Below are 14131 nucleotides of genomic sequence, written 5' to 3' on the forward strand. Positions count from 1 at the left end.
GGCGTTGTACGAAGGACCGGTACAGGACCTCATCGACGAGCTGGGCAAGCTTCCGGGCGTCGGCCCGAAGAGTGCCCAGCGCATCGCGTTCCATCTGCTCTCGGTCGAGCCGCCCGAGATCGACCGCCTGCAGGCGGCGCTGCAGCGGATCCGCGACGGCGTGCAGTTCTGCGAGGTCTGCGGAACGGTCTCCGACCAGCAGCGTTGCCGCATCTGCTCCGATCCTCGCCGCGACCGCACGGTGATCTGCGTGGTCGAGGAACCGAAGGACGTGCAGGCGATCGAACGCACCCGTGAGTTCCGGGGGCGCTACCACGTCCTCGGTGGTGCGCTCGACCCTCTCAACGGTGTCGGTCCCGACCAGCTGCACATCCGCGAACTGCTCACCCGGATCGGCAACCAGGAGGACGGCATCGACGTCTCCGAGGTGATCATCGCGACCGACCCCAACACGGAGGGCGAGGCGACGGCCACCTATCTGGTGCGCATGCTGCGCGACTTCCCGGGGCTGAGCGTGACACGCCTCGCGTCGGGTCTGCCGATGGGCGGCGACCTCGAGTTCGCCGACGAGCTGACGCTCGGACGAGCGTTGTCGGGGAGGCGGGCGATGTGACCGTGCGCAGCACGGAGGCATCGCATCGGGGTGCACCCGAGAAGCGTCGCCGAACTTCCGACGAGACCAGGAAGCTGATCATCGATGCTGCCGGTAAGGCGTTCGCGACGCGCCCCTACCGCGACATCACGCTCAAGGACATCGCGGAGGAAGCGGGCGTCAGCGCACCGCTGATCATCAAGTACTTCGGCTCGAAGGAGCAGTTGTACGAGGAGCTCGTCGACTTCCAGTACGGCGCGCAGGTGCTGTTCGACGGGCCGCTCGAGAGTCTGGGGGAGCGGATGGTCGCGATGCTCGCCCGCCCGCTCGAGCCCTACAAGCCGCTGTCGATGAACATCCTCTTCATGAGCGGGGGCAGCGAGGAGAGCAACCGCATGCTCCGCGACAACTACTCCACGCAGATGGTCGACGCTCTCGCCGCGCGGCTTCCGGGGCCGGACGCCCGTCTCCGGGCCGAGCTGGCGATGTCGGCGGTGATGGGTTTGGCGATCATGCGCCGCCGCATGATGCAGGAGCGCGCGACCGGAACGGTCGAGGAGGTGGTGGCGCTGTACGCGCCGCTGGTCCAGCGATTGCTCGACGGAGACAGTTCTTAGCGGCACGAATGACCTTGGTCACTCCTCTTGAGGGTAAATAGCCGTTCACCTAATGTGGTGAACGGCTATTTACCTATTGGCGAGGAGGGGGTGTCGATGTCGATCTCGCTCCCCCTGCGCCTGCACGTGTCGGGTAGGTCCGCCTCCGCGCCGACCCGCTCGGTCCCCGGAACGAAGACGGCGAGCGGACCGGCGGAGAAGAAGACACGCGACCTGCGGCATCTCGTCTTCCCGGTTCTCGCGGTCGGTGCCGTCTTCCAGGCCATCATGCAGACCGTCATGGTCCCGCTCCTGCCGAGCATGCCGGGCTTCACCGGCGCCGGAACCACCGCGGTCTCGTGGTTGGTGACGAGCACCCTGCTGGTCGGTGCGGTGATGACGCCGATCTTCGGCCGTCTCGCCGACATGATCGGCAAGAAGCGGATGCTCCTCATCGCGTTCTCGCTCATGACCCTCGGCTCGCTGATCTGCGCGCTGACCTCCGACATCGGATTGCTCATCTTCGCCCGCGGCCTGCAGGGCGCCGGCGCGGCGGTGCTGCCGATCGGCATGGCGATCCTCCGCGAGGTCCTGCCCCGCGATCACGTGGAGCGCTCGATCGCGATGCTCAGCTCCACCCTCGGCATCGGCACCGCGGTCGGCATCCCGTTCGCGGCCGCCATCGTCCAGTTCGCCGACTGGCACCTGCTCTTCTGGATCACCGCCGCGATCGGTGCCGGTGTGGCCCTCGCGGCGTGGATCGTCATCCCGGAATCGGACACCCGCACCGGCGGTCGTTTCGACGCCGTGGGCGCCGCCGGCCTGTCCGCAGCGCTGGTGTGCCTGCTCGTGCCCATCACCCAGGGCAGCACGTGGGGCTGGTCGAGCCCCGCGGTGCTGCTCTCGTTCGCCGCGTCGGTGCTGCTGTTCGTGCTCTGGGGCGTGCAGCAGTTGCGCAACCGCAACCCGCTCGTCGACCTGCGTGTCTCGGCCCGCCGTTCCGTCCTCGCGCCGCATCTGTCGGCACTGCTCGTCGGGTTCGCCTTCTACGGCAACACCCTCATCACCACGCAGCTGCTGCAGGCGCCGTCCGGGCACGGAGCCGGGTACGACCTGACCATCCTCCAGGCCGCCGCGTGTCAGCTCGCCGCGAGCTTCGCGATGATGATCTTCGCGATCGTGGCCTCCCGGATCACCGAACGCTTCGGCCCCAAGATCACGATCATGACCGGAGCGGTCTTCCTGCTCGCCGGTTACAGCGTCCACGCGGTGCCCGGCAAGCCGCTGTGGCTCGTGGTCGCCGCCATCTTCGTCGCGGCCATCGGCACGTCGCTCGTGTACTGCACACTGCCGGTGCTCCTGCTCGGCGCGGTGCCGCTGTCGCAGAACGCCGCGGCGAACGGCGTCAACGTCCTGCTCCGCACTGTGGGCAGCACCGTCTGCAGCGCGGTCGTCGCCTCGGTGCTCGCGGCCCACACCCTCGGCGGCGGGCTCGGCATCGGCACGGCGGGCTTCGTGATCGCCTATCTCGTGTGCGCCGGCTGCGCCGTCGTCGTCTTCGTCTCGGGGTTCGCGCTCCCGTCGAAGCAGGCCCTGCGGCCCGTCGAGAACTGAGCCCGGCCCGCTCCTCCCCGAACAGTTACGGCCCCGCACCCGGTGTGAAACCGGAATGCGGGGCCGCCCTCCTGTCCCCCAGGCCTGTCGGTGCGTCAGTGTTCGACGCCCAGATCGCTCGGACGGTAACCGAGGGGGTAACCCGGATACGTCCGGTTGGTGGCATTGCCCGCCGACAGCGACACGCGTCGCTTCGGCAGTCGCCGCACGAACGCCGACCGTGCCCGCAGCGCACCCTCGACGAACTCCGTCAGCTGCGGTGAGCTCTTCGGGAAACCGAACGCCGACGCCATGCGGTCGTCGATCAGCGCGAAGACGACCTTCTCGATGCCCTTGTTCAGCACCTTCGGGTACCACGACTGGAACAGGCGCAGCGTGTAGGTGCCGATGGCGTGGTTGTCGTCGCTGTAGGTGAACTTCTCACGCTCGTATTCGAGCTTGAACCGGTGGAACTCCTGGAACGACTCCGGGATGTCCTTGATGCCCATCCGGATGCCAACCTGGCGGTAGAAGTAGAACGACGCCAGCCGCTCCTTCGGGTGCAGACGACGCCACCCGTAACGGTCGATCCAGTCGAGCGGGTCGTACACGAAGGTCGACAGGACGTACAGCATGTCGTCGTTGTCGATCGAGTACTTGCCGTGCATCCGGTTGATGTTGCGCAGCGATTCGCGTCCCCGCTCGGCGTCGTAGCCGTGCTCGACCAGCTCGGCCATCAGCAGCGCCGTGTCGTCGTACCGCTTCTGCGGCCGCTTCTCGAACTCGCCGGTGCGAGCGAGCAGTTCCGAGATGCTGGGCACGCAGTACGTGCGGAAGAGGGCGAACTCGAGCGACCGCTGATAGTCCCACGGGAACTCGTAGCCGGCGGTGATCCGCACGATGTCCTGGTGCTGCGTGACCGGGTCGAGCTCCTCGATCACCTTGACCCAGCCCATCCGCCCACGCTTCGGGTGCGGATCCCTGTTCGGGGGCGGGAACGTGCCGGCCTTCTCGATACGTGCCTCGGGCTTTGCGACGACGGCGGCCTTCCGGCTGCGAGTGCGCGGGGGAGTGGTCGTCATCGGCTCACCTTCCGTGCATGAACTTGAGCATCGCCTGCGAGATCTTCAGGTCGCGCTCCGGACGCTCGAGGCTCATGAGCTTGAGCGGCGAGCTGAACTTCGCCACCGTGACGGACTTGGGACGGCTGAACTCGCGCAGGCCGTCGGCGCCGTGGATGCGGCCGAAGCCGGACTCTCCGATGCCGCCGAAGGGCAGCGAGGCGATGGCGGCGAAGCCGAGCACCGAGTTGACCGACACCATGCCGTTGCGCAGGCGCTCGGCGAGCTGACGGCCCTTCTTCTTGTTGCGCGTGAAGATCGACGCGCCGAGACCGTAGTTCGTGCCGTTCGCGCGCTCGACGGCCTCGTCGAGGTCGCGGACCTTGTTGACGACGACCGTCGGACCGAAGGTCTCCTCGCACACCGCGGCCGAGGTCTCGGGCACGTCGGTGAGGATGACGGGCTCGACGATGCGTTCCTGCACCGATTCGAGTCCGCCGAGGACGGCCTTGCCACCGGACTTCAGGGCGTCCTCGATGTGGTTGCGCACGATGTCGACCTGACGGGGAAGCGTCATGGGGCCGTAGGTCGAGTTCTCGTCGCCGCCCGGCTTCGCACGCCTGACGGTGGCGGTGAGCTTGTCGAGGAACTCGCGGTAGACCGGCTCCTCGACGTAGATGCGCTCGACGCCCGCGCAGGTCTGGCCGGCATTGCCGAACGCACCGAAGGCGGCGAACTCGACGGCCTCGTCGATGTTCGCGTCGGCCGCGACGATCATCGCGTCCTTGCCGCCGCACTCGGCGACGAGCGGGGTGAGCGACTCGGCGCACACCGCCATGACCTTGCGGGCGGTGGGGCCGGAGCCGGTGAAGGCGACCTTGTCGACACCCGAACGCACGAGCGCCGAACCCGTCTCACCGAGACCGGTGACCACCTGGAAGACGGGCTGAGTGGGAGCGATCGAATTCCACTTGTCCTCGAGCCACTTCGCGACCCCGGGGGTGAGCTCGCTCGGCTTGAACACGACGGCGTTGCCGGCGGCCAGCGAGTAGGCGATCGAACCCATCGGGGTGTACACCGGGTAGTTCCAGGGGCCGATCACGCCGATGACACCGAGCGGCTTGTACTCGAGGGTCGCGGCCTGGTTGAAGCTCGCGACGCCCGAGGGCACCTTGCGGGGCTTGAGCACCTTCTTGGCGTTCTTGGCCGCCCAGTCGAGATGCTCGACCGCCAGCATGACTTCGAGGAAGGCGTCGCCGAAGGGCTTGCCGGTCTCCTTGGACACCACCGATGCGAGCGAGGTCGCGTCGGTCGCGACGGCCTTCTTGAACTCGAGGAGCCAGTCGCGGCGGCCGCGGAAGCCCTGGGCCTCCCACCAGCGGGCGGCGACGCGGGCACGCTCGACGGCCGCGCCCACGGCGGCCTCGTCGGCGATCGGATACTCGGCGATCACCTCGCCGTTCCGGGGGTCGAGGCTGGCGAAGGTGTCGGTGTTCGCTGCCGTGGATGCCTTGTCCGCGCTGCTCTTCGCGTTTTTCGGACTGGTGAGGTTCTGGGTCATATTCGACACTTCCTGGTGGACCACATCACATATATTTGATGTGATAGCTGTAGTGGACATCACATTAGGCGTTCGCGGGCCAATTGGACAACCCCCGTGCGCAGTTGTCCGGATTCCTACAGGAGACACGATGGCGGCACCGACACGCAGCCCCAGGACAGCGGCGGATCACGCTGCGGCATCCCGACGTTCGGAGGGGGCCGTGCGGCGCCGTCCGCAGCTGTCCGACGAGGTGGCCGGCCACCTCCGCGGCTCGATCATGTCCGGCGCACTGCGTCCGGGCGACTTCATCCGGCTCGACGAGACGGCGGTCGAACTCGGCGTCAGCGTCACCCCCGTCCGGGAGGCGCTGCTGACGCTGCGCGGGGAGGGGATGGTCGAATCCGCCCCGAATCGCGGGTACCGGGTCTCGCCCCTCACGCGCGGCGACATCGACGACATCTTCTGGCTGCAGGGACAGATCGCCGTCGAGCTCGCGCTCCGTGCGGTCGACCGTGCCACGCCGGCCGATCTCGAGCGTCTGGCCGAACTCAACGAGAGGCTGCGCATGCTCGTCGTCGTCCCGGAGGGGGTGACACCCGACATCGAGCGGATCGCCGACGCCGAGTTCGACTTCCATCGCGAGCTCAACCGCATCGCCGACAGCCCCAAGCTCGCGTGGTTCCTCAACACCGCCGCGCGCACGATTCCGTACCGCCTCTACGCGCGGGACGCCGAGTGGGGCACGCTCGCCATCCGGTCGCACACGAAGCTGATCGAGGCGATCGCCGCGCAGGACCACAGCGAGGTGATCACGCAGACGCTCGTGCAGTTCGAGGACGCGGCCGCGCGCCTGGTCGCCCACCGCGAGCGGGCGGGGGTCGATTCGCTCTCCGGATAGGCACTTGCCTATCTGAGTACGGGTGTGCACAATTTGTATGACAGTGCTGCACCCGTACTTTCACCATCAGGAGACCTCCGATGACGACCCACGCCGAAGAGCGCGCCCCCGCCGTCACCACCGACGAACCGGTGGCGACCCCCGCTCCGCTTCCGGCGGGCTCGGTCGAACTGGCCGACTTCGTCGGAGAGTCGATGCTCCTGCTCGGCGCCGGTGCCACGGTCCTCCTGCAGCTGGCATCGCGCGGTGTCGGGCACGGCGTCGCCGACCACAGCACCACCCTGCAGCGGCCGCTCGACCGGCTGCGCACCACGATGACCTACGTCTACGCCGTCACGCTCGGTACTCCCGAGGAGAAGAAGCAGGTCGTCCGGATGGTCAACAAGGCGCACGTCCCGGTGCGCTCGGAGACCTACAACGCCTTCGACCCCGAACTCCAGTTGTGGGTTGCCGCAACGCTGTACCGCAACGGCGTCGACATGTACCGGCGGATGTTCGGTCCTCTCACCGACGCCGACATCGAACGCATCTACCGTCAGTCCGCGGTCTACGGCACGGCCCTGCAGGTCGAGGACGACATGTGGCCGAAGACGCGGGAGGAGTTCGACAGGTACTGGGACGAGATGATCGCGACCTTCGAGGTCGACCGGAAGGTGCGTTCGTTCACCCGCGACCTCCTCACCGGCGGCGACGCCCCGCTTCCTGTTCGGGCTCTCATGCCGCTGCAGCGCTTCATGACGATCGGTCTTCTCCCGCAACGCATGCGCGACGAGTTCGCGCTGCCGTGGAGTCCGCGCGACCAGCGGCGCTTCGACCTGTTCTGGAAGGTGGTCCCGCCGATCTACCGCGCGGTGCCCAGACCCATCCGCCAACTGTCGGCCACCTACTACCTCAACGACATGCGCCGCCGGATGAAGGCGCACGGGCACGTCATCTGAGTTCTCTCCGGAGAACGACACAGTGGCCGGACGCACGTCCGGCCACTGTGTCGTTTCCCGTCGGACGATTACACAGCGCTGTCGCGTTCGAGACCGAACCAGTAGTGCTCACCGTCGTCGAACACCAGCGAGCCCTTACCGTTCATCACCCCGACGACGGTGTCGTCGTCGACCTTCTTGAAATGGTCGAAGACCGGCATGCCGTCGTAGACCATCGTCGCCGTCACCTCGCCGCGGAAGACGATCTCCCACAGGCTCGCCTCGCCGCGTCCGGTCTTCGTGTCGGAGAACAACTCGCCGTCCTCGTCGTAACACACGAGCGGCTGGACCTCGGACACAGACGCGAACGTCTTCCCGTACCACCGCGACCTGCCGAGCAGTGTGTGGGTGCGGTGCCCGGTATCGAAACTGAAGCCCTTCCACCGGTATCCGACGAGATCGTCGATACGTGCAGGAGCGAGATGCTCCCAGAGGGCGTCGAGTTCGCGAGGATCGATCCGGTCGGTGCGGGCGCGCAGTTCCTCGAGTCGCTGGACGACGTTCATGTGTTCCCCTGGATGTCGAAGGTGAGTACGGCCTTGACGACCTCGCCGGAAGCGACAGCGACGAGAGCGTCGTCGAATTTCGTGAAATCGAAGGTCTGAACGAGTTCGTCGACGGGGAAGCGCCCGTCGCGCCAGAGTGCGGCCAGTTCGGGAAGGAACCGGTGCGGATCGACGTCGCCCTCGATGACTCCGGTCAGGGTGCGACCGGACAACAGATGGGTCTGGTCGATCGAGACGGGATTGCGGCCGGCGCGCAGTCCGAGGGTGGCGCAGACGCCGGGACTGGTCAGGGACGACAGTGCCTGCTGGATCACGGATTCCGAACCCACGGACTCCACCGCGTAGTCGGCGCCACCGCCGGTGAGACGGCGCAGATGGCGTCCGAGGTCGTCGTGATCGGTGGGGGAGAGCAGCTCGGTGGCCCCGAGCGATCGCGCGAGCCCGTGCCGTCGCGGGTTGGGGTCGACCCCGATGATGTTCGCGCACCCGGCGATACGTGCCGCCATCACCGCGGCCATGCCGACGGCGCCGAGACCGAAGACGACGATCGTCGACCCCCGTTCCGGCCGCAGCACCTCGAGCACGGTTCCGGCGCCGGTCGCCAGACCGCACCCGAGCGGACCCGCCGACGCCACCGGGACATCCGCCGGCAGACGCACCGCGTTGCGTTCGGTGGCCACGACGAACGAGGAGAACGACGACTGTCCGAACCAGTTGCCGTGCACCGGTGCTCCGTCGGCGTCGCGGAGCACCGCGGTGCCGTCGCCGCGCACACCGCCGTAGTTGAGCGGGGCGAACCGCGTGCAGTAGGCGTGCCGTCCCCGGGCACAGTTGCGGCACGTGCGGCACGAGTCGAATCCGAGGACCACCCGGTCGCCGACCGCGAGATCGGTGACTGCCGAACCCACTTCGGTGACGACCCCGGCACCCTCGTGGCCCAGCACGACGGGCGTCGGGACGGGGACGCCTCCCGCGGCGGCGGTGAGATCGGTGTGGCAGATCCCGACCCCGTGAACCTGGACGAGCACTTCGTCGTCGCGCAGTTCGGGCACGGTCACCGTCTCGAGCCGCAGCGGTGCGCCGTACTCGCGGAGTACCGCGGCGGTCGCGGTGCGGGTCATCCCGCCGCCTCCGGCGAAGCGGTGCCGCCGAGCAGCACCGAGAGCATCAGCTGCTGTACCCGGCGTTGCCGGGAGGGGGTGGGCAGGAAGTGCACGAGGTTGCCGGTGTCGAGCACGAGGTTGAGCGCGGCGTGCACGAGGAAACGGCACTCGACGGCGGGCAGTTCGGGGCGTAGCTCGCCGACCAGCCGGGCCCATTCCTCGATGTTGAGGCGCTGGATGTTCCGCAGGTCGCTGCGGTGGTGCGCGGGCAGATTGCCGACCTCGGCGAAGTACACCGACATCAGTTCGCTGTTCTCGAACGACATCCGGACGTACACCTCGGTGAGGACGTCGAGGGCCTGCGCGGAGGTCGTCGAGTCGGCGAGCGCCTCGCCGATGATCATCGCGACGCGATCACCGGCCCGGTGGAAGGCGGCCGCGAGCAGATCGGCCTTGCTCGCGAAGTGCCGGTAGACGCCGGACGCGTTGATACCGGCTGCCGCACCGATCTCCTCGATGCTCACCTCGTGATAGCCCCGCGCATCGAAGAGCAGCACTGCCTCCTGCAGGAGGACCTCGCGCTTGTTCGCTACGGACAATCCGCGCGGTTCGGGGGCCGGCGTGGGCTCGTCGACATCGGGCACCAGGTCGGTCGCGGCGACCGCCGTGCACGCGTCGAGCAGCAGCTGCTGCAGGCGCCGGTTGGACAGTGGGACACGGTGGGTGGTGATGGAGCCGATCACGCTGAGCATCGCGCTGCTGAGCAGGATGTAGTCGTCGTCGGTGAGATCGGGCCGCAGGCGCGCGACCGTGCGGGCGAGATGGCGGTTGAGCGCTCTCATCTTCGAGCGGATCTCGCTGTGGTCCTCGCCGGTGAGATAGCGACGTTCCCAGCGGTACAGCCCGCCCGTCCGGCGGTTGTCGATCGTGGTGCGGATGAGCGCGAGGAGCTTGCGTTCGAGTTCCTCGGCGGCGTCGAGTTCGGCGCCGTTCGCTCCGCTCTGTTCGTCGAACTCCGCGAGGGCGGCGCCGAGGGCGTCGGCGAGGGTGACGACGGCGTGGTGGAACAGGGCGTACTTGTTCGGGAAGTGCCGGTACAGGGCGGGGCCGGAGATGCCGACGGCAGTGGCGATCTCGTCGATGCTCACGCCGTGGTAGCCGCGTTCGCTGAACGCCTCGGCCGCGACCGTGGCGATCTGTGCCTTGCGGTTCTTCGGCCGGCGCCGCACGGTGGGGGTCGGGGTGCCGGTCTTCGCGGCTGTGCGTGCCCCGACCTGCGCTTGTTCGGGCACCCTGCCTCCTCGTCGTGGATCCTGTTTCCGGCCGCGATGTCGCGGCGAATGTTCGTCGGCCTCAAAGGTAACAGTCGCACCCCCTGCAGAGAAACACTACTTTCGGGTAAGAATCGCCAAAACTGCAGGACAGAACGTATTGACAAACCAGCACCCAGGACGCAAAGTTAACCCCAATTCTTCAGGTGCGTCACCGCTGGGCGCATACGGAACCGTCACGACAGCGGCACTTTTCGAAGGACCGAGGAGGACTCGTGAGAACCCGATTCACCGAGATTTTCGGGGTGGAGCATCCCATCGTCCAGGGCGGCATGATGTGGGTCGGCCGCGCCGAACTCGTGGCCGCCGTGGCGGAGGCGGGAGCGCTCGGCTTCATCACCGCACTGACCCAGCCCACCCCGGAGGATCTCGTTCGCGAGATCGAACGGACGCGCGAACTCACCGACAAGCCGTTCGGCGTCAACCTCACGATCCTGCCGTCGATCGATCCGCCGCCGTACGCCGAGTACCGCCAGGCGATCATCGACTCGGGCGTGAAGATCGTCGAGACCGCCGGCTTCAACCCGGCCGATCACCTGCCGCACTTCAAGGACGCCGGCATCAAGGTGATCCACAAGTGCACGAGCGTGCGGCACGCGGTCAAGGCCGAGCGCATCGGCGTGGACGCCGTGAGCATCGACGGCTTCGAGTGCGCCGGCCACCCGGGTGAGGACGACGTCCCGGGCCTGATCCTCATCCCCGCCGCGACGAGCAAGCTCGGCATCCCTGTCATCGCCTCGGGCGGCATCGCCGATTCACGCGGCCTCGTGGCGGCGCTCGCGCTCGGCGCCGACGGTGTCAACATGGGCACCCGCTTCATGTGCACGGTCGAATCGCCCGTGGCCCACGAGGTCAAGGAGCAGATCGTCCGCAACACCGAACTCGACACCAAGCTCATCTTCCGCACTTTGCGCAACACCGCTCGTGTCGCCACCAACGCGGTGAGCGAAGAGGTCGTCGAGATCGAATCGCGCGGAGCCGAATTCGGCGACATCGCCCACCTGGTCGCCGGTGCGCGCGGCCGCAAGGTGTTCGAGGACGGAGATCTCGACGCCGGTATCTGGACGGCCGGGCAGAGCCAGGGGCTCATCCACGACATCCCCACCGTCGGCGAACTGGTCGACCGCATGGTCACCGAGGCGGAGGCCGTCATCACGGGCCGCCTGAACGACATCGCCGGTGCCGACCGGACGGTGCGCGCATGACCTCGACCACCACCGAGAGCCTGCGGTCCGAACTCGCCGACGGCATCCTGCGACTGACCATCACGCGTCCGCGCCGGATGAACGCGATCGACCTGACCACGATGAAGACGCTGAGCGACGCGGTGAAGGCGGCCGGCGACGACGAACGCGTCCGTACGATCGTCGTCACCGGTGAGGGATCGGCGTTCTGCACGGGTGCGGACCTGGCTGCGGGAGCAGCGGATCCGCAGGACCCCGGTGTCGTCATGGACACCGCCAACGAACTGGTCCGGACGATCGCGTCCGTCCCGGTCCCCGTCATCGCGGCGGTCAACGGACCCGCCGCGGGCGTCGGTGTCTCGATCGCCCTCGCGGCCGATCTCACCTACGCGGCCGAGAGCGCGTACTTCCTGCTCGCCTTCGTCAACATCGGACTGATGCCCGACGGCGGCGCGAGCCTGCTGGTTCCCGCCGCGATCGGGCGGGCCCGGGCCGCCGAGATGGCACTGCTCGGCGAGCGGGTGTCCGCGCAGGACGCCGACCGGTTCGGACTGGTGGCCCGCACCCTGCCCGACGCCGAACTCGCCGCACATGTCGACGCCGTCGCCTCGCGGACCGCATCCGGCCCGCGACGTGCCCTGGAACTGACGAAGCGAGCCCTCAACGCCTCGACGCTCGGCGAACTCGACGCGGCGCTCGCGCGGGAGAAGGACGGCCAGGTCGAACTCCTCGGTTCCGCCGACTTCGCAGAGGGGGGCATGGCGATGCTGGAGAAGCGCCCCGCCCGCTTCGCCTGACCGGACGATCCTTCCCGAGCACGGTTCTCGGGGGATCGACTAGGAACTTCCCGGGCGGGAGCAGGGACCGGCGTGCTCGTCGGAACACCCGCTCCCGTCCGGTGAACCCAGCGCTCGACCAGTATTTTCTGCGGTATCCACCCGTTCTCGCTCGGCGACGACGCCTGGAGCGAGTCGGGCCGCATTCGCGGAATCTCCGTTAACAAAAGCTCTGGCCCAAACCGTTCCGGGCCTGTAATGTGCCTCACACATCGACGGCTCGGCACAGGCCGTGCCCGCACTCCCGCCCCGTCACGAGAGGATCATCGATGGTTCCCCCCTCTGTCGTTTCCGAAGCGGTCGGTTCCGACGCGACCCGCTTCCGTAGCAACAACTGGAACAATCAGGTGGCGCGCCACGCCCTGATGATTCCCGATCGCACGGCCTTCCGATTCCGCGGCGAGACCATCACCTGGTCGCAGCTGAACACGCGTGTCGAGAAGCTCGCCGATGCACTCTCGCGTCGCGGCGTCGGCTTCGGCGACCGCATCATCATCCTCATGCTCAACCGTCCGGAGTACGTCGAGATCGTGCTCGCGGCCAACGCCCTCGGTGCCATCGCCGTGCCGGTGAACTTCCGCCTCACCGCACCCGAGGTCGCCTTCCTCGTGGGTGATTCCGGCGCGAAGGCGATCGTCGCGGAGGGACCGCTCGTCCCGCTCGCCGCCGCCGCGCGTGGCCAGGCCGAGGGCATCGAACTGTCCATCACGGTCGGAGCCGAGCCGGAAGGCGACTCGCTCTCCTACGAGGCGCTCGTCGCCGAAGAGGGCGAACCCCACCCGCCGGTGGCGATCCCGAACGACACGCCCGCGCTCATCATGTACACCTCGGGCACCACGGGCCGGCCGAAGGGCGCCGTGCTCACCCACTCCAATCTCGAAGCGCAGTCGCTCACCTGCATCCGGGCCTTCCGTCTGTTCGACGAGTCGGGCATCGGTTTCTGCGCGTCGCCGATGTTCCACATCGCGGCCCTCGGCTCGATCGCCCCGAGCCTGATGCTCGGCACCCCCACCGTCATCCACCCGGTCGGCGCCTTCGACCCGGAGGAACTGCTCGACGTGCTCGAGGCCGAGAACGTCACCAGTCTGTTCCTCGTGCCGGTGCAGTGGCAGGCGATGTGCGCCGCGCAGCGGGCCAAGCCGCGGAAACTGAAGCTGCGCAACATCTCCTGGGGTGCGGCACCCAGCTCCGACACGATCCTGCGGGCCATGGCGGAGACCTTCCCCGACGCCTTCAACGTGGCGGTCTTCGGGCAGACCGAGATGTCGCCCATCACCTGCGTGCTCGACGGCGACGACGCCATCCGCAAGCTCGGCTCCGTGGGCCGGGTCATCCCCACCATCCAGGCGCGCGTGGTCGACGACGAGATGAACGACGTCGCTCCCGGTGAGGTCGGCGAGATCGTCTACCGCGGCCCCACCATGATGCGCGAGTACTGGAACAACCCCACCGCCACCAGCGAGGCGTTCTACGGCGGATGGTTCCATTCCGGCGACCTCGTGCGCGTCGACGAGGAGGGCTTCGTCTACGTCGTCGACCGCAAGAAGGACATGATCATCTCGGGCGGCGAGAACATCTACTGCGCCGAGGTGGAGAACGTCCTGTTCGGGCACCCCAAGGTGCTCGAGGCCGCGGTCATCGGTCGCCCCGACGCGAAGTGGGGCGAGGTGCCCGTCGCCGTCGTCGCGCTGAAGCCCGGCAACGACGACCTCACCCTCGACGAGCTCCAGCCGTACCTGAACGAGCACCTCGCGCGGTACAAGCACCCCAAGGAGGTCGTGATCGTCGACGCCCTGCCACGCAACGCGAGCGGCAAGGTCGTCAAGGGTGAGCTCCGCGGCGGTCTCCCCGCCGTCGCCCAGGGCTGATCCCCGGCGCACTCCTCGTACGAACGAACGGGGACCGGACCAC

General features: G+C 67.9%; 13 protein-coding genes. 8 read left to right on the forward strand and 5 right to left on the reverse strand.

The window, feature by feature from the left end; all coding sequences use genetic code 11:
• The first annotated feature begins 4 nt into the window (after positions 1 to 4).
• From recR to U9J23_RS01845, 3 genes are all read left to right on the forward strand, one after another.
• Positions 5 to 613 carry a recombination mediator RecR gene (gene recR, locus U9J23_RS01835; RefSeq protein ID WP_059383130.1) on the forward strand — a complete coding sequence of 203 codons (609 nt, stop codon included), beginning with the start codon at positions 5 to 7 and terminating at the stop codon, positions 611 to 613.
• The gene (locus tag U9J23_RS01840; RefSeq protein ID WP_059383129.1) at positions 610 to 1209 is read left to right on the forward strand and encodes a TetR/AcrR family transcriptional regulator; all 600 of its coding nucleotides are present in this window, start codon (positions 610 to 612) and stop codon (positions 1207 to 1209) included. Before recR ends, U9J23_RS01840 begins: the two co-directional genes overlap by 4 nt.
• A 96-nt stretch (positions 1210 to 1305) precedes the next feature.
• Entirely contained in the window at positions 1306 to 2802 is a 1497-nt protein-coding gene (locus tag U9J23_RS01845; protein ID WP_226950049.1) for an MFS transporter, read from the forward strand.
• Positions 2803 to 2897: 95 nt separating this feature from the next.
• Here U9J23_RS01845 and U9J23_RS01850 read toward each other — a convergent pair whose 3' ends face one another.
• Both U9J23_RS01850 and U9J23_RS01855 read right to left on the reverse strand, forming a co-directional pair.
• The gene (locus U9J23_RS01850) at positions 2898 to 3863 is read right to left on the reverse strand and encodes an oxygenase MpaB family protein (RefSeq protein ID WP_059383127.1); all 966 of its coding nucleotides are present in this window, start codon (positions 3861 to 3863) and stop codon (positions 2898 to 2900) included.
• Positions 3864 to 3867: 4 nt separating this feature from the next.
• A complete protein-coding gene (locus U9J23_RS01855) occupies positions 3868 to 5403 on the reverse strand; it encodes an aldehyde dehydrogenase family protein (protein WP_272268921.1) in 1536 nt (511 codons plus the stop codon).
• A 130-nt stretch (positions 5404 to 5533) separates the two neighbouring features.
• Between U9J23_RS01855 and U9J23_RS01860 the strand changes: the two genes are divergently transcribed.
• Both U9J23_RS01860 and U9J23_RS01865 read left to right on the forward strand, forming a co-directional pair.
• Complete coding sequence (locus U9J23_RS01860; protein ID WP_272268920.1) at positions 5534 to 6283, forward strand: GntR family transcriptional regulator; 750 nt, start codon at positions 5534 to 5536, stop codon at positions 6281 to 6283.
• 80 nt (positions 6284 to 6363) lie between these two features.
• Complete coding sequence (locus U9J23_RS01865; RefSeq protein ID WP_272268919.1) at positions 6364 to 7221, forward strand: oxygenase MpaB family protein; 858 nt, start codon at positions 6364 to 6366, stop codon at positions 7219 to 7221.
• Between the two features lie 68 nt (positions 7222 to 7289).
• On the opposite strand, the gene U9J23_RS01870 is transcribed toward U9J23_RS01865, so the two are convergent.
• From U9J23_RS01870 to U9J23_RS01880, 3 genes are read right to left on the reverse strand one after another with little or no spacing between them, the layout of a single operon-like run.
• On the reverse strand, positions 7290 to 7766 hold the full coding sequence (locus tag U9J23_RS01870) for a DUF4334 domain-containing protein (RefSeq protein WP_088898822.1): 477 nt from the start codon (positions 7764 to 7766) through the stop codon (positions 7290 to 7292).
• Complete coding sequence (locus U9J23_RS01875; RefSeq protein WP_326601091.1) at positions 7763 to 8887, reverse strand: NAD(P)-dependent alcohol dehydrogenase; 1125 nt, start codon at positions 8885 to 8887, stop codon at positions 7763 to 7765. Before U9J23_RS01875 ends, U9J23_RS01870 begins: the two co-directional genes overlap by 4 nt.
• Entirely contained in the window at positions 8884 to 10161 is a 1278-nt protein-coding gene (locus U9J23_RS01880; protein WP_016693186.1) for a TetR/AcrR family transcriptional regulator, read from the reverse strand. Before U9J23_RS01880 ends, U9J23_RS01875 begins: the two co-directional genes overlap by 4 nt.
• Positions 10162 to 10415: 254 nt before the next feature.
• Here U9J23_RS01880 and U9J23_RS01885 point away from each other — a divergent pair, with 254 nt between their 5' ends.
• The 3 genes from U9J23_RS01885 (at position 10416) to fadD5 (ending at position 14088) form a co-directional block, all read left to right on the forward strand.
• The gene (locus U9J23_RS01885) at positions 10416 to 11405 is read left to right on the forward strand and encodes an NAD(P)H-dependent flavin oxidoreductase (RefSeq protein WP_080968305.1); all 990 of its coding nucleotides are present in this window, start codon (positions 10416 to 10418) and stop codon (positions 11403 to 11405) included.
• A complete protein-coding gene (locus U9J23_RS01890) occupies positions 11402 to 12181 on the forward strand; it encodes an enoyl-CoA hydratase (RefSeq protein ID WP_272268917.1) in 780 nt (259 codons plus the stop codon). Before U9J23_RS01885 ends, U9J23_RS01890 begins: the two co-directional genes overlap by 4 nt.
• 308 nt (positions 12182 to 12489) lie before the next feature.
• Positions 12490 to 14088 (forward strand): fatty-acid--CoA ligase FadD5, encoded by a 1599-nt coding sequence (gene fadD5, locus U9J23_RS01895; protein ID WP_272268916.1) that lies wholly within the window; start codon positions 12490 to 12492, stop codon positions 14086 to 14088.
• Positions 14089 to 14131 lie beyond the last annotated feature (43 nt).

The sequence above is a fragment of the Rhodococcus sp. PD04 genome (genome assembly GCF_035918275.1).
Lineage (GTDB): Bacteria > Actinomycetota > Actinomycetes > Mycobacteriales > Mycobacteriaceae > Rhodococcus > Rhodococcus rhodochrous.